19 protein-coding genes and 1 tRNA gene are annotated in these 19,394 nt (G+C 63.9%); 7 read left to right on the forward strand and 13 right to left on the reverse strand.

The features are described from left to right. Positions 1-407 precede the first annotated feature (407 nt). The gene (locus C2U70_RS17325; protein WP_140979645.1) at positions 408-1,067 is read right to left on the reverse strand and encodes an NAD(P)H-binding protein; all 660 of its coding nucleotides are present in this window, start codon (positions 1,065-1,067) and stop codon (positions 408-410) included. Positions 1,068-1,207: 140 nt separating this feature from the next. After that, entirely contained in the window at positions 1,208-1,723 is a 516-nt protein-coding gene (locus C2U70_RS17330; RefSeq protein ID WP_140979646.1) for a hypothetical protein, read from the reverse strand. 100 nt (positions 1,724-1,823) lie between these two features. Between C2U70_RS17330 and C2U70_RS17335 the strand changes: the two genes are divergently transcribed. Both C2U70_RS17335 and C2U70_RS17340 read left to right on the forward strand, forming a co-directional pair. After that, positions 1,824-2,222 (forward strand): hypothetical protein, encoded by a 399-nt coding sequence (locus C2U70_RS17335; RefSeq protein ID WP_140979647.1) that lies wholly within the window; start codon positions 1,824-1,826, stop codon positions 2,220-2,222. A gap of 90 nt (positions 2,223-2,312) precedes the next feature. Beyond that, the gene (locus C2U70_RS17340; protein ID WP_140979648.1) at positions 2,313-2,564 is read left to right on the forward strand and encodes a hypothetical protein; all 252 of its coding nucleotides are present in this window, start codon (positions 2,313-2,315) and stop codon (positions 2,562-2,564) included. Between the two features lie 174 nt (positions 2,565-2,738). On the opposite strand, the gene C2U70_RS17345 is transcribed toward C2U70_RS17340, so the two are convergent. From C2U70_RS17345 to C2U70_RS17375, 6 genes are all read right to left on the reverse strand, one after another. Further along, a complete protein-coding gene (locus tag C2U70_RS17345) occupies positions 2,739-3,134 on the reverse strand; it encodes an avidin/streptavidin family protein (RefSeq protein WP_140979649.1) in 396 nt (131 codons plus the stop codon). A 157-nt stretch (positions 3,135-3,291) separates the two neighbouring features. Continuing rightward, positions 3,292-3,825, reverse strand: a complete 534-nt coding sequence (locus C2U70_RS17350) for a hypothetical protein (RefSeq protein WP_140979650.1) — start codon at positions 3,823-3,825, stop codon at positions 3,292-3,294. 90 nt (positions 3,826-3,915) lie between these two features. Further along, positions 3,916-4,146: a type II toxin-antitoxin system HicB family antitoxin gene (locus C2U70_RS17355; protein ID WP_140979651.1), complete on the reverse strand. Its 231-nt coding sequence runs from the start codon at positions 4,144-4,146 to the stop codon at positions 3,916-3,918. 277 nt (positions 4,147-4,423) lie between these two features. Further along, positions 4,424-4,499 (reverse strand) — tRNA-Lys (locus C2U70_RS17365). Between the two features lie 408 nt (positions 4,500-4,907). Then, positions 4,908-7,589, reverse strand: coding sequence for a glycosyltransferase (locus C2U70_RS17370; RefSeq protein WP_140979652.1), 2,682 nt, complete (start codon positions 7,587-7,589; stop codon positions 4,908-4,910). A 220-nt stretch (positions 7,590-7,809) separates the two neighbouring features. Then, a complete protein-coding gene (locus C2U70_RS17375; protein ID WP_140979653.1) occupies positions 7,810-8,400 on the reverse strand; it encodes a beta-1-3, beta-1-6-glucan biosynthesis protein in 591 nt (196 codons plus the stop codon). A gap of 329 nt (positions 8,401-8,729) precedes the next feature. Between C2U70_RS17375 and C2U70_RS17380 the strand changes: the two genes are divergently transcribed. Continuing rightward, a complete protein-coding gene (locus tag C2U70_RS17380) occupies positions 8,730-10,289 on the forward strand; it encodes a beta-(1-6) glucans synthase (protein WP_140979654.1) in 1,560 nt (519 codons plus the stop codon). Here the strand turns inward: C2U70_RS17380 and C2U70_RS17385 are convergent. Next, positions 10,249-10,629, reverse strand: a complete 381-nt coding sequence (locus C2U70_RS17385; RefSeq protein WP_140979655.1) for a hypothetical protein — start codon at positions 10,627-10,629, stop codon at positions 10,249-10,251. The genes C2U70_RS17380 and C2U70_RS17385 overlap by 41 nt on opposite strands. Before the next feature lie 104 nt (positions 10,630-10,733). Continuing rightward, on the reverse strand, positions 10,734-12,137 hold the full coding sequence (locus C2U70_RS17390) for a hypothetical protein (RefSeq protein ID WP_140979656.1): 1,404 nt from the start codon (positions 12,135-12,137) through the stop codon (positions 10,734-10,736). A 193-nt stretch (positions 12,138-12,330) separates the two neighbouring features. On the opposite strand from C2U70_RS17390, the gene glmU reads away from it, so the two are divergent. Next, the gene (glmU, locus tag C2U70_RS17395; RefSeq protein ID WP_140979657.1) at positions 12,331-13,692 is read left to right on the forward strand and encodes a bifunctional UDP-N-acetylglucosamine diphosphorylase/glucosamine-1-phosphate N-acetyltransferase GlmU; all 1,362 of its coding nucleotides are present in this window, start codon (positions 12,331-12,333) and stop codon (positions 13,690-13,692) included. Positions 13,693-13,698: 6 nt separating this feature from the next. Here glmU and C2U70_RS17400 read toward each other — a convergent pair whose 3' ends face one another. Further along, positions 13,699-13,917, reverse strand: coding sequence for a hypothetical protein (locus C2U70_RS17400; protein WP_140979658.1), 219 nt, complete (start codon positions 13,915-13,917; stop codon positions 13,699-13,701). Positions 13,918-14,151: 234 nt separating this feature from the next. Between C2U70_RS17400 and glmS the strand changes: the two genes are divergently transcribed. The 3 genes from glmS to C2U70_RS17415 all read left to right on the forward strand — a co-directional run bounded on the left by glmS (position 14,152) and on the right by C2U70_RS17415 (position 17,804). After that, the gene (glmS, locus tag C2U70_RS17405) at positions 14,152-15,978 is read left to right on the forward strand and encodes a glutamine--fructose-6-phosphate transaminase (isomerizing) (protein ID WP_140979659.1); all 1,827 of its coding nucleotides are present in this window, start codon (positions 14,152-14,154) and stop codon (positions 15,976-15,978) included. A gap of 88 nt (positions 15,979-16,066) precedes the next feature. Then, a complete protein-coding gene (locus C2U70_RS17410) occupies positions 16,067-16,846 on the forward strand; it encodes a DUF502 domain-containing protein (RefSeq protein WP_140979660.1) in 780 nt (259 codons plus the stop codon). A gap of 91 nt (positions 16,847-16,937) precedes the next feature. Beyond that, positions 16,938-17,804, forward strand: coding sequence for an NAD(P)-dependent oxidoreductase (locus C2U70_RS17415; RefSeq protein WP_140979661.1), 867 nt, complete (start codon positions 16,938-16,940; stop codon positions 17,802-17,804). 26 nt (positions 17,805-17,830) lie between these two features. Here C2U70_RS17415 and C2U70_RS17420 read toward each other — a convergent pair whose 3' ends face one another. Then, positions 17,831-18,385, reverse strand: a complete 555-nt coding sequence (locus C2U70_RS17420) for a hypothetical protein (protein ID WP_140979662.1) — start codon at positions 18,383-18,385, stop codon at positions 17,831-17,833. 1 nt (position 18,386) lies between these two features. After that, positions 18,387-19,394 (reverse strand): ATP-dependent DNA helicase RecG (locus C2U70_RS17425; protein WP_283810385.1); only part of this gene is annotated, 1,008 nt, incomplete at its 5' end.

A 19,394-nucleotide genomic window follows, 5' to 3' on the forward strand; every position in this document is an offset into this window, starting at 1 on the left:
CGGCCATCCACGACCTTTCGCGCAGCGAGAAGAACGTGGATGCCCGGGACAAGCCCGGGCATGACGAGTTTTTGGCACGAGCATGCCGAACAATGGAAAACCGCATATGCGATAGCCCTGCCGTCCGCCGGGGCAACCGGCACGCCTTAGCCGAAGGGGCGGGTGCGTGTCTTGGGAGGTCGCGCCAATGATTTGTGAATGTGGGCCAATTTGGGAGCGTGCTGGCCCCTCAAACGGCAAACCCCTGCCGACTTGGAGTACGGCAGGGGTTCAAGCGGGTGGATGGTTCGAGGCCAGGGGAACCTGGGTGTCGCGCCAAGGACCCGCCTTGGGATCAGACCGCACTGGCAGCGCGTGCGCAAGATCATCTGATGTGCAACTCTCGCGCCTTGTATGCAGGCGGTAGGTCAGCTCCGCAGCAGCGCCGCCATCTCGCGCCAGTGATAGATGCGCATTGTCCCGATCTGTTGCCGTGCGGCCCTGGCGATGGCATGTGCGATCTGGTCGCCGCTGAGGCCGCGGTAGCGATCGACGGGTCCCATCAGCAGCGGATTGATGACGTTCCACACCGCGATGAACATCCGCTCGCGCGGGCGGTCCTCGGTCCGCGCTCCCAGGATCATCGAGGGGCGGAAGATGTGCGTGTGGTCGTAACCGAGCGCGAGAACATCGCGCTCCACCTCGCCCTTGGTGCGGACATAGAACACGCTGGATTTGACATTGGCGCCGACGGCCGTGACCAGAAACACCGAGTGCGCGCCGTTGGCCTTGGCGATCTCGGCTGCCTTGACCGGATAGTCGTGATCGATCTTGTAATACTCGGCTTCGTCGGGCGTGTGCTTGCGGGTGGTGCCGAGCGCGATGAAGACCTCGTCGGCGACGAGCTGCGGCTTGAGCGCGGGCAGGGACGCGAGATCGCCGGTCAGCACCGTGAGCTTCGGATGGCTGAGCGCCAGCGGCTTGCGAACGACGGCAATGACCTCGGCGTAGTCGGGGCTGTCCAGGAGGTCACGCAGCAGATGCGAGCCGATGAAACCGGTCGCGCCGAAGAGAAGGGCTTTTTTCATTTTGGGCTCGCTGCGGGGGCGGGATAATTTGGCAAGGCAAACGAGGTCGTCGCGACCATCCTAAGCCATAATGGACCGCTTCGCGCGACCCCGGCGTGGCCGTCTGCCGCGGCATAGCGCTGCGTCGGCTCTGCGTGCCGTCAGGATTTCGGCGCAGCGCCTTTCGAACGTTTCGCGTCCTCCTCGCGCAGCCTCTTCTCCGCGGCCTCGTCCACGAGCTTGAGGGCATTGCCGTCATAGGTCAGCTTCAGGGCGCGGCCGACGATCCATTGCCAGCCCTGCGCATCCTTCGCCGGCTGCGCGTTGAACTGGTCGGAGATCGATTTGACCGCGGCGTCGTCCGGTCCGGCGTTGCTCAGCTCGGCGTTGACGCGCCAGACCGGATGCCTGGGATCGACGGCGTCGGTGTCGACGGTCACCTTCGCACCATTGACCGCACATTCGAGCGTGAAGGTCTCCCTGTTCTCGCGGCAGAGATAACGGCGCTGAGTGATGAGCCTGCCGGTCTCCTCGGCCGTCATGCCCGGTGAAAATCCAAAAATGTCTGACTTCTGCACGTGCGCGAGGGAGGCGGGTTTCAAAATGTCCGGCCGGATCGCCAACAGCGCCGCGGCAGCGGCGATGATCAGTCCAGCGACAACGATAGCAAGTTTCATCGAGCCCTCACGAAAACGCCCCGGCCGCGGGCGGGCCGACTAACGGTCATTTTTCGCAACCCGGCAAGTCCAAAAAGCAATTCCGGGCTATGGTGAGCGCATGTGGATTTTTGCCGCGATCGGACCGTTTTTGGCCTGGCTCTACGCCCTCGTGCTGGCGTGGGCGTCGATGCACCCGAAGCCGATCTTCGAGGAGGGCTGGTACTGGCCGGCCTCGCTGATGGTCAGCTACGCCTTCTCGAGTTTGCCGATGCTCGCGGCGGCATGGGTGGACGCTCGGCTGTCAGACAAATGGTGGCGGTCCATCGCATGCTTCGGTGTGGGATTCTCTATCGCGTTCGCGCTCTACTACGTGTTCATGCACGAAGGCACGTCGGGAGAGGAGAACGCAAGACTGTTTCGCGAGAGCTGGTTCTATGTCGGCCCGGTGTGGGCGCTGCCGGCGATGGTGTGCTCGTGGCTGGTGACGATGGATCGGAAGGAGAGTGGGGTGCCGTGAGGCGCGTCATCCCGTAGTTTTACTCAGGCAAAACCACCAGTCCCATTGCCGCGAATCGCCTTAGGCTGACGGCGAAGCTTGAGGTGGCCCATGCGCGACGATTCCGATGTGCGTGCGTTGCAAGCGTTGCTGACCAAGGGGTGGCGTTATCTGGCCGAGCCGTCGCTGACGCGACATCAGCGGCAGGAGATGCGCAACCAGATGAAGCGCACCGAAGAAGCGTTGCGCGCGGCCTTGGCGAGAGCGGAGATGCGGGACCGCGCCGTGCTCACGCCGCTCACACCCAGGCCGCGGCCATCGATGCGGCTGAACCTGCTTTCCGACGTTCGCGTTTCAGCCTGAGTGCTTGCCTCGGAATTTGTAGGATGGGTTGAGCCCTTGCGAAACCCATCGTCAGCAGGTGGCTCAGCCACTCCACGGCTTCTCGAGAACTACTGTGATAATCGATCTGTCATCGCAGTGGCGCTTGCACGCAAGGAGTGATGGGTTTCGCAAGAGCTCAACTCATCCTACGCGCTATTGTTTGGCGAAAACGTCTTTGCCGTAGAGGACATGGGGTTTGCCATCACTCCCAATGTAGTCAAGCTTCCATCGGGTCTTTAGAGCGGGACCAATCGATCGACCAGTCCAGACGGTTGTCGAATGACAATCGGGAACGAGGATGCCTTTCCAGTTCACAGTAAACGTAACACTTGTGCCCTTCGCCACGCCTGACGCTACGTAGGGCACGCCCTGGCACTGAAAACCGGCAGCCTTATTCACGTACGTCCCGGTAAATACGCCCGTACCAGGATCAACAAGAAAGACGGTTAGAATAGACCCTCTGCTATTTACCCAAGTGGAGAACGAAGAGACTTGGGCCTGCGCTGAAAACGGAAGAAGGAAGAAAATCAAAGCAAGAATCCGCTTCATGAATGATCTCCTGATCAGACAACCAAGAGTAGTCTAATCTCGCTCTCCCACTTTGCAAGTAGCGCGTAGCAACCATTAGAGCGACGTCCGATTGCCCTTGAGCATGACGCCTTGCTTGCGGCCGTCAAGGCTGGCCGTCGCTCGCTGTCGCGTCACATCACCCCGCCACCAGGCCACGCCTTGACCGCCGAGAGCACGGCGTCATCATTGTCCGGGCGGGCGATCCGCGGTCGCCAATTAATGGTTGCCACGCGCTAGTGCCCTCGATTTGCTCGATCTTCTGTCGAATGAAACGGTGAACATCGTACAGATTTAGTTGGTCCTTGTAGATTTCCTCGGGCCCGAGAACAATCAAAGAGGTTTCATCGACCGCAATTCGCAAGCCGGCTGGCGTAGTGCGTCCGTGAGATCTCAGCGTTCGCGGATTTTTGACGTCGAGCCAGTGCTCTTGCACGTTTCGATTTCTCGCGACGTCGTCCATCACCGCCAAAAACTCGTCTTGGTCGATGCCAAATCTCGAGATTTCATCCGGCGCATCTCGAGCAATACGCCTCGATCGAGCGCATTCAAATATCATGGCGTCAAATGCTGTGTGCGCGCTCCGCACGTCCATTGGCATTTGACGGATTTCCGGCTTGAAAGTGCTCCTCTGCACGCTGAAGGCAGCCCAAGAAATTAGCGGCGTGATCATTCATCAGACAAACGTTCCTCCGAACGGCGGAGTCATCAACGCATCCGACAAACTGCAAACCTCATTCCGGGAAGCTTGCAAGCCTGCGCGTTACCCCGCCGCCGTTCCACGAAGGTGCGACGGGACAGGAATGGGACGATGGTTTTCCTCGGCTGCTTCGATCCAGCAGACGATGGCATCCTGCACGTTCTGCACCGCCTCGAATTCGGTTTCGCCGTCAGACATGCAGCCGGGGAGATCAGGAACGGTCGCAACGAATCCGCCGCCATCCTCTTCGGAGAGCGGTTCGATGATGATCTTGTAGTGCGGACGCTCGCCCATGTGCATTCAGTCTCGCAGGAAGGCTACCAGCTTCTTGATATATATTGGCTTAATCGGTCGCTTGAAAGGCACCGTCAGAATCTCGGGCTTGCCGGGCTTCGAAATCTTGTAATGAGAACCGCCGCCGCGAGGTGGGGCGCACTTTGCACCATGCGCGGCGCAAACCGTCTCGACATCCTGAATTCGCCAACCCGAAGGGTTGCGTTCCATGTCCTCCAGAGTGGTCCGGCTCACTTTGACAAGTATCCGTCCTTGCTGAGGAAATTGATCGGCTGTTTGGTGAGCGCGCTGGGGCTCGAACCCAGGACCCCGTGATTAAAAGTCACGTGCTCTACCGGCTGAGCTACGCGCTCCCATGGTTGGGATGGCCAGTGAACAGATCGCCATCGCAACCGGGTTTTTCCAGAGCATGTCTTGCCGCAACGTTTGCGTCGCGGGGAAATCGGTTGGGCCTTTTTCCGGATATGCCTTCGGCCCGCGCTGTGTAGGGGGCGGCGGTCGCGAGGTCAATAGCTGCTACGGCTGCCCGGGATCGCGGCAGGAGCGGGGATTTGCGCGGCGTTTCCGGTGCTTAGGCTGAAATTTTCAACCGGGATGCTCGCGGATCATCCACGGCGCTGGTTGCGCGTCCGGTGCCGGATTTGCTCCAGCGTCATTCCGGGGCGGCGCGAGGCGGTGAGGCTGGAGTGCACAACTACGGCCTGTAGTTGCGGATTCCGGGCTCCCTCGCTGTGCTCGGGCCCCGGAATGACGGATAGGCGTCAGTTCGCGACCTCGCGACGGACCTCGCTGCCGACGGGCTGCGGGGTGCCGCCCGGGCCGGGCAGGGCGACGGGGCGGAGGCCGATCAGCTCGGCGGTGCGGATCGCGCTGTCGCGCCAGAACTGGAACGAGTTGATGCGGCTGAGCTCGAGGATCGCGATCGAGACGGCGGCGAGGAACGGCAGGCTCTGCAGCACCAGCACGCCGGCGAAGATGTAGATCTCGGTGATCTGCCGAAAACTGTTGGAGGCGATCAGCACGCCGGCGCCGACCAGCAAGAGGGTGCCGATGACGGCTTCCCAGAACGCCTGGAACTCGATCGACATCCGCGACAGGCCGCCCTTGGAGGTGCGGGCGAAGGCGATGTGCTCGGTGATGAGGCCTTGGGCGACCGCGCGCGACACCGTCCATTGCACGCTCATCGCAGCGATCATCGCGCCCAGCATCTGGCCGGGCTTGATCGCGACGCGCGCGCGGTACATCGACAGGAAGTGCGCCAGCGAGACGATGAAGGCGGCGATGATCGGCAGCGTCAAGATCTTGTCGGGGATGGCGATGTCGGCAAAGGCGACGATCGGCACCCAGATCAGGTTGAGCAGCGCCACGACCACGCCGAGGCTTTCGGCCCCTAGCCAGTTCAGCCAGCCCAGGCCGTATTCGCGGCGCTGGTCCTGGGTCAGCCGGCTCGCGCCGGGCAGGAAGCGCCGCCAGTGCTTCTTGACGATCTGCAAGCCGCCATAGGCCCAGCGATGGCGCTGCTTCTTGAAGGCCTCGTAGGTGTCGGGCAACAGGCCCTGGCCGTAGCGGGTGTTGGTGTAATGCGTGGTCCAGCCGAGCTCCTGGATCGCAAGGCCGAGATCACTGTCCTCGCAGATCGTGTCGGATGACCAGCCGCCGGCCATGTCCATCGCGGCGCGGCGGATTAGGCACATCGTGCCGTGCACGATGATGCCGTTGAACTCGTTGCGCTGGACCATGCCGATGTCGAAGAAGCCGGCATATTCGCCGTTCATGATGTAGTGCATGATCGACAGATCGCCGTCGCGGTGCTCCTGCGGCGCCTGCACGAGGCCGACGCGCGGATCGCTGAAGGCGGGCACGAGATCCTTCAGCCAGCCGGGCTCGACGACGTAGTCGGCATCGAGGATGCCGATGATCTCGGCGTCGACGGCGGTGCGGTCCATGGCGATGCGCAGCGCGCCGGCCTTGAAACCCTGCACCTTCTCGGCGTTGATGAACTTGAAGCGCTCGCCGAGCGCGCGGCAGTGATCCTGGATCGGCTGCCAGAAGGCGGGGTCGGGCGTGTTGTTGATGATGACGACGCATTCGTAATTGGGATAGTCGAGCCGCGCCAGCGCATCGAGCGTCTGCTTCAGCATGTCGACCGGCTCGTAATAAGCAGGGATGTGGATCGACACTTTCGGGAAATAGGCGGGGCCGGCCTCGGCCGTCACCTCGGCGATCCTGGCGCGGGTGAGCAGGCGGCGCGGCGCCTTGCCGAAGGCAACGGCTGCGATCTCCTCGATGCGCGCCATCGCGATCAGCACGAGCGGCACAAGAAGGATCATGCCGAGCGTCAGCGCAAACGCCGAGCCGAACATGAAGTAGTGCCCGTTCCAGTAGGCGAACACGGTCGCAACCCAGGCGCCGACGCCGTTGGCGGTCGCCGACAGCAGGAAGGCCTGCGGTGCGGTCGGCTGCGTCAGGCGCAGGATCGGCAGCGACAGCAGGATGCCGACCAAGAGCGCGATCGTCATCAGCTTCCAGTAGTCCTCATTCACGACCGGACCGGTCCAGGCGAATTTGGGCTCGCGGTCGGCGTTGAGGATGCCCCAGTAAGGACCGACGCCGCCCTCGAAGTACTTCCAGGGCTGATCGATCGCCTCGACGATGTTGTATTCCATGCCGATGGCCTCGGCGCGGCTGACGAAATTGCGCAGCGTCAGCGCCTGCTGGAATGGACCGGGATCGGCGTTGCGCAGATTGTAGCCGGCGCTCGGCCAGCCGAACTCGGCGATCACGATGCGCTTGCCGGGGAACAGGTTGCGCAGGAGATTGTAGCGGTCGACGGCCTGGTCAACGGCCTGATCCGCCCGAAAATTCTCCCAGTACGGCAGCACGTGGGCGGCGATGAAGTCGACATTGGAGGCGAGGTCGGGGTTGTCGCGCCAGATGTTCCAGATCTCGCCGGTGGTGACGGGGACGCGGACCGAGGCCCTGACCTTCTTGATCATGTCGATGAGGTCTTCGACCTTCTGCTCGCCGCGGTAGATCACCTCGTTGCCGACCACGACGCCGACGACGTTGCTGTTCTTGCGGGCGAGGTTAATGGCGGCGTCGATCTCGCGCTTGTTGCGATCCTCGTGCTTGTCGATCCAGGCGCCGACGATGACCTTGAGGCCGAATTCGGCGGCGATCGGCGGCACCAGTTCCACGCCGCCGGTGGACGAATAGAGCCGGATCGCACGCGTCATGGTCGACAGCGTCTTCAGGTCGGCGCGGATTTTCTCGATCGTCGGGATGTTGTCGATGTCGGGGTGGGAGGAGCCCTCAAACGGCGCGTAGGACACGCTCGACAACAGGCCCTTGAAATCGGGTGCCGGTTCCTTGCCTCGCAAGACGCCCCAAAGCGCGGCATGGAGCGCGGACACGAGCAGGAGAACGGCGACGACGACGCGCATCGCGGTGAAACCAAATGGGGCTGGGGTTGCAGGGAAGCGGATCCGACCCCTCGATCCGACCAAGTCCGCGGCAAGTGGAGCATACCTCTGCCGCGCCTATTCACAACTGGTATGACGCCATGGCCTTTTCAGGGCGTTTCGCGTCCGTCGCGTTCGATGCTGGCAGTGCCAACACCCTCTATCGCCGATCGTTCCTGAACGACGCGTGAAGCGATGGCGGCTATTTCTGGGGAGCCGGCGAGGGGCTTGCCGCGGGGGCCGGGCTTGCCGCCGGCTGTGCGGCTTGCGAGTTGCCGGTCGTAGGCGCCGCCGGCGGGGAGGCCTGGGCTGCGGCCTGCTGGGGCTGCGATGCCGGGTTGATCCAGCAGGCGTGCACACGGCTGTCCAGGGTCTCGGCAACCTTGGGATCGATCTGGCCGCCGAAGCGGGTCAGGCAGCGGAACGCCGCCTGGATGTGGCCGCCGGGGCAGCCGAAGCGGTCATAGAGGTCGAGATGGCGGAACGCCGTGTCGAGGTCGTCGCGCCACATCAGCCGCACGACGCGGCGGCCGAGCCAGACGCATTCGGGGTTTCCGGCAGGCCCGTTGATGGCCTGGGCGGCCTCGGCGAACTCGTCGGTGCGGCGCTGGTTCTGGGTGGCGTCCTTGGCGGCGTCGGCGGCGGTGGGCGCCTTGCCCTGGTCGGGGGCCGGATTGCCGCTCTGGGCGGCCGCACCGCCCATGCCGAGAAGGATGACGAGGCCGGGGACGGCCAAGGTGGCGGCCAACTGCCGCAGGACCGCATTTCGTAGCTCGAACACCCGTCGCCGCATGAATTCCCCGATGTTTCAACTGGCCGACCGCGTGGAGGCTCGCGGACGCCGCCGCTTGATGGCGTCCAAATGGGTCTCCAATGCGGCGGAAAAGCCCCGCGGAGTCTGATGACGTGAATCTGGAAATTTGTCCAGCAAAGTCACCATCCTATGCGTCGGTCGAAGGGCCGCAGGCGCGTCAGGCGGGATGGCGTGCGCAATTACCGCCCCGACCCCTTGGCAGACGGCCCCTGAGCAGGTAATCGACGAGCCCTTCGCGGAGGACGGAACCGATTTCTCTTCGTACGCCACTGGCGCTCCTGCTCATCTCCTTGGGTGCGATTGCTGCCGTGTGGTGGTGGCTGGCCACGCCGATCACGCTCGCACGCGCGCCTATTGATCCGAACGACAAGGTCCAATGCGTCTCCTACGCCCCGTTCCGCGGCGACCAGACGCCCTTGAACGAATGGACCCATATCGAGGCCGAGCAGATCGAGCAGGATCTGGTGAAGCTGAAGGACATCACCGAGTGCGTGCGCACCTATTCGATCGAGAACGGGCTCGATCAGGTGCCCTCGATCGCCGCCAAGATCGGCGGCCTCAAGGTGATCCAGGGCATCTGGCTCTCCAGCAACCGCGCCAAGAATTTTGCGCAAGTTGCGACCGTCGTCCGCCTGACCAAGGAATTTCCGACCGTTATCTCTTCGGTCGTGGTCGGCAATGAGGTGCTGCTGCGCGGCGAGATGACCACGTCGGACCTCGCCGCCATCATCCGCTCGGTCAAGGCGCAGGTCGCGGTCCCCGTCACCTATGCCGACGTCTGGGAATACTGGCTGAAGAACCGCGAGATCTACGAGGCCGTCGACTTCGTCACGATCCACATCCTGCCTTATTGGGAAGACATCCCGGTGCGTGCGAAATTCGCCGCCGGCCACGTCAACACCATCCGCCAGCAGATGGCGGTGGCGTTCCCCGGCAAGGAGATCCTGATCGGCGAGACCGGCTGGCCGAGCGAAGGGCGGATGCGTGAGGGCGCGCTGCCGTCGCGCACCAACCAGGCGCGCGTGGTGTCGGAGATCCTGGCGCTCGCGAAAGCGCAGGGCTTTCGCGTCAACCTGATCGAGGCCTATGACCAGCCGTGGAAGCGTCGGCTCGAAGGCACCGTCGGCGGCTATTGGGGCCTGCTCGATTCCATCCACCGTTCGCTCAAATATCCGCCGGGCCAGCCGATCAGCAATTTCCCGTTCTGGAAGTCCTATATGGGCGCCGGCATGGGCCTGAGCGTGCTGGTGTTCGTCGTCGCCGGCCTGACGCTGCGCCGACGGCCCTGGACGCCGCGCCTCTCGGCCTGGCTCGGGGTTGGCATTTCCGCGACCGCCGGCGGCATCCTGCTCGGGGTCGCCTTCGACAAGATGTATTACGAGAGCTACGGCTGGGGTGGCTGGCTGCAATGGGGTGCGCTGCTCGCGGCCGGCATCCTCTCGCCGATCTTCTGCTCCCAGGCGCTGGTGTCGGGGCGGGGATTGCCGACCTTCCTCGAACTGCTGGGCCCGCGCGACGGCCGCAAATGGTCGAAATTGTCGGTGGCGCTCGGGCTGACGCTGGCGGTGACCGCCGTGATCGCCACGGAAACCGCGCTCGGCTTCGCGTTCGATCCGCGCTACCGCGACTTTCCCTTCGCCGCGCTGACCATGGCGGTGGTGCCGTTCGCGATGCTGCTGTCGAACCGTCCCTCGAGCGGCGTGCGTCCGATTTCGGAGGCGAGCTTTGCAGGCCTCCTGGCGCTGTCGGCGGGCTACATCCTCGTCAACGAAGGCCGCGAGAACTGGCAGTCGTTGTGGACCTGCGCGATGTATCTGGTGCTGGCGTTCACGCTGTGGCGGGCGCGGGCCGAGCAAAGCTCAGAATAAGCAGGGCGATCGCGATCCCCGACAACACGATGTTGTAGAGGACGATGCCGAGGCCGGCCGCGATCACGCCGAGCGTGATCAGGAAGATCGAAGGCCGCATCAGGTTCAGTGTAGCGATCACGAGCGCGACGATGCCGAACACCGAGTTCTTGAACAGCGCGGTTGCGGTCGCGCGCGCCTTGCACATCATGCTTTGCAGCCCGGCGTCACAGGCGAGCGAAGTCTGCGAGAACTCGACGCCGAAATAGCGCAGATACATCGCATAGCCGACGGTGACGAAACCGACGATGAGCAGGAACTGGACCTGATAGGGCGTAAGGCGGAACGGCTTTTTCTTCATGCGGGGCAATATGGTCGGGATGGCCTGCGGGAGCAACCGCGGTTGTGAGCTGCTTGTGAATTGATCTCAGAATTAGGCGATATAAGCCTGAAACGATTGGGCTTTTAGCGTCGGCTGAAGATCGAGGACAGCATCGATGACGTTTCCGGCTTGGCGGCCGCGGCCGCCGGCTGCGGCGCCGGTTCCTCGCGCTTGGAGCGCTTCGAGGAATAGCCGCGTCGGCTCGGCTTCTCGGGCTTTGCGGCCGGCGCTGGCGTCTCGGCCTTGGTCTCGTCCTTGGGACTGACGTCCTGTCCCTGCATCGACAGCCGCTGGCCGTCGAACACGGTGGTCTCGCAAGCGCGGTCGTTCTCCGACAGCACGGCGCAGATCTTTGCGGCTGCGGCCGCATTCACCAGCGGACCTGCGCCAAGGCGAAGCTGCATGCCGAGCCCGGTCTTGCTCTCCTTGACCATGATGATCGGGCGCAGCTTTGCCAGATCCGGATTCGACTTGGTCAGCCCGCGCCACAGCGCGCGCAGGCCGGGCACCGAATTCGCGCTGCCGAGGTCGACGGCAAAGCGGGTCTGCTGCACCGTGATCGCCGGCGCGTCGCTCTCGGCGGCGGCGTCATGCTCCGCGGTCGGCGAAGCGGCAGCCACATCCGCCGGCTGCGACTGGTCCTTCGGTGTTGCCGACTTCTCCGGCTGCATCAGTTTCGAGGCGGCCGGGTCCGGCGGCGCCATCATCGACTTCGCGGCAACCAGGGGAATGGCCGGCAGCTCGGCTGGCGTCGGTGTCGACGGCGATACGGTTGGGGCTGCGGGTGCTGTCGGCGCTGCAGCTGCGGTCTGCTGCGGCGGCGTCACCCGCTCCTTGTTTTCCTTCGGCGCGGCGTCCTTGCTCGCAGCCTGCTTGCCAAGTGCATCCTTGTTTGGCGCATCCTTGTTTTGCGCATCCTTGTTTGGCGCGTCCTTGTTCTTGGAGGCGTCCTTGTTCGCCACTTCCTTATTGGAGTCGCCGGACGGCTTGTCGTTCGCGGACGCAGGCGTGGATGCAACGGGTGCCACCGCAGGCGCTGCAGCCTGCGGGGCAGGCGATGGCTCGGGCGTCGCGGCAGCCGGCTGCGCAGGTGCTGCGTTCTGCCTGGCGATTGCGCCGGTGACGGAATCGAGACCCTGCTCGAGCACGGTGACGCGGGTGTAGAGACGGTCGCGGTCGGTGTTGAGCGTTTCGATCGCAGCCGTGAGCCGGCGCGCTTCGTTCTGGCTTTCCCTGGTCAGGAGCGCGAGCCGTTCGGCCTGACGCGCGAGGTCGGCTGACGCGACCTGATCGCGCCGCCAGCCGAGCTGCGCCTGATTGGCCATCACGGCGACGACGATGGCGCCGACGGCGGCCACGCCCCACGAGCCGAGCCGCCACATCGTGCGGCGATCGAACTCGTTCTCCTCGGCCAGCAAGCCGGACAGAATTCCGCCGGTCTCCTTGGTCTCGAAGGCACCGGCCAGTGGGTCGGAATCCTTTGCCATTAACTTAAGTGCCCAGCCCTGTCCCGCGTCCCCGAATCAATCAGGGAACATTAACAGGAAAAGCGTGTCGCACTTGAATTCCGGGCCTTTGCGGGGGTAGCAAAACCTCTCTAAGACGGCGCGTAAGCTGTCGTTTGCGACACGCGAATCGATTCGGCCGACAACAGGACTGGCAAGACAGGCAGGAACTTTGATGACCGCTCGCTCAAGCCTCACGATCGTGCTCGCAGCCGGCGAAGGCACGCGCATGCGCTCAAGCCTGCCAAAGGTGCTGCATCCGGTCGCGCAGGCCTCGCTGCTCGCCCATGTGCTTGGTGCGGCCCCCAAAGAAGCCAGCAAGGGAACCGGCACCTCGCTCGCGGTCGTGATCGGACCGGACCACCAGGCCGTCGCGGACGAAGCCAGGCGCATCAGGCCCGACGCGCTGACCTTCGTGCAGCGCGAGCGGCTCGGCACCGCGCATGCGGTGTTGGCGGCCCGCGAGGCGATCGCGCGCGGTGTCGATGACGTCCTGGTCGCGTTCGGCGACACGCCGCTGATCACGCCCGAGACCTTTGAACGCTTGCGCGCGCCGCTCGCCAAGGGCGCAGCCCTCGCGGTGCTCGGCTTTCGCGCCGCCGATCCCACCGGCTACGGCCGTCTGGTGGTCGAAGGCGACCAGCTCGTGGCGATCCGCGAGCATGCCGATGCGAGCGCTGAGGAGCGCAAGATCACGCTGTGCAATGCCGGCGTGATGGCAATTGACGGACATCGCGCGCTCGCGATTCTGGACAAGATCGGCAACGTCAATTCCAAGGGTGAATATTATCTGCCTGACGCGGTCGGCATCGCCCGCGCGCAAGGAGGAGAAGCCGTGGTGATCGAAACCAGCGAGGACGAAGTGCGCGGCATCAACACCAAGGCGCAGCTTGCGGAGGCCGAAGGCGTCATGCAGGCGCGGCTGCGCAAGGCCGCGATGGAGCAGGGCGTCACGCTGATCGCGCCGGAGACGGTCTACCTCGCCGCCGACACGGTTTTCGGCAAGGACGTCACGATCGAGCCCTTTGTGGTGATCGGTCCGGGCGTCTCGATATCAGACGGCACCGTGATCCATTCGTTCTCGCACATCGTGCAGACCACGCTCGGCAAGAACGTGTCGATCGGTCCGTATGCGCGATTGCGGCCCGGCACCTCGCTCGGCGACGGCGCGCGGATCGGCAATTTCGTGGAGACCAAGGCCGCGACGCTGGAAGCCGGCGTGAAGGTCAACCATCTCTCCTACATCGGCGATGCGACCGTCGGTGCCAATTCCAACATCGGCGCCGGCACCATCACCTGCAACTATGACGGCTTCAAGAAGCACAAGACGGTCATCGGGCAGGGCGCCTTCGTCGGCACCAATTCGTCGCTGGTGGCGCCGGTCAGAATAGGCAACGGCGCCTATATCGGCTCGGGCTCCGTCATCACCAAGGACGTGCCCGACGATGCGATGGCGCTGGAGCGCAATCAGCAGACCATCCGCGAGGGCGGCGCTGCGCGTTATCGCGAGATGAAGACGGGCAAGAAGGAAGGTTGAGGCGCGCTATTCGTCCTCGGAGAATTCCGAGAAGATCGCGCGGGTCAGGCGCCAGCCGCGCGGCTTGGCGCGCTTGATCGGCTCACCGGCCTGATGCTTCACGAAGACCGGTTTGCTTTCCTTGCCGCGCTGGGGCGGCGGCCAATGCGCCAGATGCGTGCCGGTGGTTTCGCTGGCACTCACATACATCGACGAGAGACCTTTACGGTCGGGCGAGCTCTTCATGGCCTTGATCTCCAGGCGATGAATCGTTGGGCAAATCTATTGACACGGAGTTAATGCGCAGGGTTAAAGGCCGGCGAATCCGGCTCGCCCGTCGCGGGGGCCGTTAAGCGTGCCGCCACTCGGCGCTGTCGCAATCCGCAATAATTATTGAGTATCTGGTCGCTTACGAACTTCGCTAAAAACTGCGCGCGTCGTTTTGATGATTTTTCGACGATTTGGGGGATATTGATCCGCATGTGCGGGATTGTCGGCATTCTCGGGCGCACGCCGGTTGCAGAGCAATTGGTGGATTCGCTCAAACGTCTGGAATATCGCGGCTACGACTCCGCGGGCGTCGCCACGCTCGAAGGTGATCGTCTCGAGCGCCGTCGCGCCGAGGGCAAGCTGAAGAATTTGGAGAAGCGGCTCGATGCCGAGCCGCTGAAGGGCACCACCGGCATCGGCCACACCCGCTGGGCCACGCATGGCAAGCCGACCGAGCACAATGCGCATCCGCATGCGACCGAGAACGTCGCGGTCGTGCACAACGGCATCATCGAGAATTTTCGCGAGCTGCGCGAGAAGCTCCAGAAGGAAGGCGCGCGGTTTTCCAGCGAGACCGACACCGAAGTCGTCGCCCATCTCGTCAATTCCTACCTGCTTAGGGGACATTCGCCGCAGGAGGCCGTGAAGGCCTCATTGCCGCAACTGCGCGGCGCCTTTGCGCTCGGCTTCCTGTTCCGCGGCCATGGCGATCTCCTGATCGGCGCGCGAAAAGGCTCGCCGCTTGCGATCGGCTATGGCGACGGCGAGATGTATCTCGGCTCGGACGCGATTGCGCTTGCGCCGTTCACGGACACGATCAGCTATCTCGAGGACGGTGACTGGGTCGTGCTGTCGCACGAGGTCGGCGTGATCCACGATGCCTCCGGCGCCGTGGTCAACCGCGAGGTGCTGAAATCGGGCGCGTCGTCCTTTCTGGTCGACAAGGCCAACTATCGTCACTTCATGGCCAAGGAAATCCACGAGCAGCCGGAGGTCGTCGGCCATACGCTGGCGCGTTACGTCGACATGGCGTCCGAACGCGTCGCGCTGCCGGTCAAGCTGCCGTTCGACTTCAACGACGTGCAGCGCATCACGATCACGGCCTGCGGCACCGCGAGCTATGCCGGCTATGTCGCAAAATACTGGTTCGAGCGCTTTGCGCGTGTGCCGGTCGAGGTCGATGTCGCCTCCGAATTCCGCTACCGCGAGGCGCCTTTGCGCAAGGGCGATTTGGCGATATTCGTCTCGCAATCCGGCGAGACCGCCGACACGCTCGCAGCCCTTCGCTATGCCAAGGAGCAGGGCGTTCACACCGTGGCCGTCGTCAACGTGCCGACCTCGACCATTGCGCGCGAGGCCGGGACCGTGTTGCAGACGCTGGCCGGTCCCGAGATCGGCGTCGCCTCGACCAAGGCCTTCACCTGCCAGTTGATGGTGCTCGCGAGTCTGGCGGTCGCCGCCGGCAAGGCGCGCGGCGAATTGTCGGATGCCGATGAAGCCAAACTCGTCCACGGCCTGATCGAGATCCCGCGCCTGATTGCGGCCGCTCTTGTCGCCGAGCCGCAGATCGAGAAGCTCGCGCGCGATATCGCAAAATCCCGCGACGTGCTCTATCTCGGCCGCGGCACCAGCTTCCCGATCGCGCTGGAAGGCGCGCTGAAGCTGAAGGAAATCTCCTACATCCACGCCGAGGGCTATGCCGCCGGCGAGCTGAAGCACGGCCCGATCGCGCTGATCGACGAGACCATGCCGGTTGTCGTCATCGCGCCCTACGACCGCGTGTTCGAAAAGACCGTCTCCAACATGCAGGAGGTGGCGGCGCGCGGCGGCAACATCATCCTCGTGACCGACGCCAAGGGCGCAGAGGAGGCGACGGTGGAATCGCTCGTCACCATCGTGCTGCCGGACATGGGCTCGGCCTTCACGCCGATCGTCTATGCCATCCCCGTGCAATTGCTGGCCTATCACACGGCCGTCATCATGGGGACCGACGTCGACCAGCCGCGCAACCTCGCCAAATCGGTGACTGTCGAATAGGCATAAGGGTCCAACGCCGGTCGCTTCGCGCCTTCAAAAATCTGCTAGAAGCACCTAGCTAGACCGAAGCGACCGACTTGGAACCCGAATGACCTCCCGCGACGACGTGCCCACGCCTGCGCCCCAGCCCGACTTGCTGCCGGAACCGCACACCGGCCTGATGGGCCGTTTCCGCAACTATTTCCTCACCGGCCTGATCGTCACGGGGCCGATCGCAATCACCCTTTACCTGGTGTGGTGGTTCGTCACCTGGGTCGACGGGGTGGTCCGCCCGTTCGTGCCGCTGGCCTACCGTCCCGAGACCTATCTGCCCTACGTCATTCCGGGCTGGGGCCTGATCGTCGCATTCTTCACGCTGACGCTGGTCGGCTTCCTCGCGGCGAACCTGATCGGCCGCACCCTGGTCGATGTCGGCGAGACCTTGCTCGGCCGGATCCCGGCCGTGCGTGCCATCTATCGCGGCCTCAAGCAGGTGTTCGAGACGCTGTTTTCGGGCAAGGGCTCGAGCTTCCGCAAAGTCGGCCTCGTCGAGTTTCCATCACCCGGCATGTGGTCGATCGTGCTGATCTCGCAGTCGCCGAACGAGGACATCGCCCGCAGCCTGCCGGGGCAGGAGGAGCACGTCTCGGTGTTCTTGCCGTGCTCGCCGAACCCGACCACCGGTTTCTTCTTCTACGTGCCCAGGAGCAAGATTATCGAGGTCGAGCTCAGCGCCGAGGATGCCGCGACGCTGATCATGTCGGCTGGCGTGGTGCAGCCGGGCTCGGCACCCGACCCGAAGAAGGCCGCAGCACTCGCCGGCATGGCGGCCGCAGCGCGCATCGCCAACGCATCGACGCTGGCGCCCGAACCTGCGAAGGTGGAGTAGGGCCATTCCGGCGCGGGATAGCCGTGTTCACGTGCGCGCTCGCATCCTCTGCTAGTCTTCCGGTCGAACCGAGTTCGAACCGGAGTGCACGATGTCCAAGACCATTGCGATGACCATTGCGATCCTTGCACCCGGTGCTATGGGCAGCGCGGTGGCGCGCCGCCTGAGCGAGCACGGCGCGCGCGTGCTGACGTCACTCAAGGGGCGCAGCGAAGCCACGCTGAAGCGGGCCGCGGATGCCGGCATGGTTGGCGCCGAGGATGATGCCATCGCCGCTGCCGATATCATCCTCTCCATCGTGCCGCCGGGAGAGGCGATTGCGCTCGCGGAGCGATTGGCAGCGCTGATCGTGCGGCGCGACAAGAAGCCCGTCGTGGTTGACTGCAATGCAGTCAATGTCGACACCGTGCTGCGGATCGGGGACATCATCGGCTCGGCCCAGGCGCCGTTCGTCGACGCCGGCATCATCGGCTTTCCGCCGCAGCCGGGCGGCAAGGGCCCGGCGTTCTACATGTCCGGTGAGCATGCGAAGGATGTCGCCGTGCTGAAAGAGTATGGTCTCGACGTGCGGATCGTCGATGGCCCGGTCGGCGCTGCCTCCGCGCTGAAGATGTCCTATGCCGGCATCAACAAGGGGCTCGCGGGCATCGGCTCGGCCATGGTGGTTGCGGCGACCAGGGCGGGCGCCGCCGATGCCTTGCGCGCCGAGCTCGCGCTCAGCCAGCCCGCGATGCTGGCCAAGCTTGAAACTGCGCTGCCCGACATGATCCCAAAAGCCTATCGATGGGTTGCGGAGATGCGCGAGATTGCAGGCTTTCTCGGGCCGGATCATCCGGCGAGCCAGGTCTACGAGGGCTTTGCGCGCTGGTTCGAGCACCTCGCCGAGGATGCGAACGGCGACGGGGCCGATGCGGCGCTGCTGCGGGCGTTTGCAGCGAATGCGGGGAAGAAGAGTTAGGCCGCGGCCTCCGTGTTCCGCCAGAACTATCTTCGCTGGGCACACGGCTGCGGCTGCGCCTCATTCCTCGCACCCTGTAGCAAGAGCTTTTCCAGCTCAGCCTGGAACGAGGTTGACCAGATCTGAGACGTATCGTCTCCGAAATCATTCAGGCCAAAGATAAACTTCTTGCCGCGTAGGACGTGCGTCAATTCCGCGGCTGACAAGAACGGAGCCAACAGGGCCCCTTGCCAATGGTCCGGTACAACTTCCTTTGCCGTGCGGCTGCTGCGTACTTTCACTCGAACGCTCAAAATGTCGCCCGACGCTGCATGTTGGGAAACTTTCGATGGCCTCTCGGCAATAACCTGCACGACCTTGATCGTCAGCGGCCAGTGGAAAGTGCGGAAGAACCTCTCAGGTACGCATTCCTCGGGGATGCTGGCAGATGAACCGTCAGCAACACTAGCCACGAGAAAAACGGCGGGAACGCAGACCATCTGCTCCGTTGTGGCGGGAGTCATTGCGTCCGCCGGAATTGAGTAAAGATAGGTGAAGACCACCAATAGAGTTGAAAGTAATTCGGTGAGCGCCTTGCGCATGTCAGCCCGCCCCGATCAGTGGGATCGCCTCGTCCCGTTCGTAGAGATAGAGCAGACAGCGCAAGGCTTCGCCGCGCTCGCCGGTCAGCTTTGGATTGTCCTTCATGATCCGCAGCGCTTCGTCGCGGGCCTGCGTGATGAGCTGGCCGTGGACCTCGGAGCGCGCGATGCGGTAGCCGGGCAGGCCGCTCTGGCGCACGCCTAGCACGTCGCCTTCGCCGCGCAGCTTGAGATCTTCCTCGGCGATGCGGAAACCGTCGGTGGTCTCGCGGATAACCTTAAGCCGCGCCTTCGACATCTCGCCGAGCGGCTCTGAGTAGAGCAGCAGGCAGGTGGACGCCTCCGAGCCGCGGCCGATGCGGCCGCGGAGCTGGTGGAGCTGGGCGAGGCCAAAACGTTCGGCATTCTCGATCACCATGATGGTCGCGGCGGGCACGTCGACGCCGACCTCGACCACTGTCGTCGCGACCAGAAGGCCGATCTCGTGGGCGGCGAACTCTGCCATCACGCGGTCCTTTTCGGTGCCCTTCATCTGGCCGTGGACGAGACCGACGCGGTCGCCAAAGCGCTTTTGCAGGCTCTCGAAACGTTTCGTTGCATTGGTGAGATGCTCGGTGCCTTCAGCCTCGGACTCTTCGACCAGCGGGCAGATCCAGTAGACCAGCTTGCCCGCTTGCAGCGCGCGGCCGACGCCCTCCATGACCTCCTCGATGCGGCTCATGGCGACCGCGCGGGTGTCGATCGGCTGGCGTCCCGCCGGCTTTTCGCGCAGCTCGCTGACGTCCATGTCGCCGAAATAGGTGAGCACCAGGGTGCGCGGGATCGGCGTTGCGCTCAGCACCAGCACGTCGACCGCTTCGCCCTTCGAGGTCAGCGCGAGACGCTCGCGCACGCCAAAACGGTGCTGCTCGTCGACGATGGCGAGCGCGAGATCCTTGAAGATGACGTCGTCCTGGATCAGCGCATGCGTGCCGACGAGGAGATCGATCTCGCCTTCGGCAAGGCGCGC

It is taken from the genome of Bradyrhizobium guangdongense (assembly GCF_006483445.1).
Taxonomy (GTDB): domain Bacteria; phylum Pseudomonadota; class Alphaproteobacteria; order Rhizobiales; family Xanthobacteraceae; genus Bradyrhizobium; species Bradyrhizobium guangdongense_A.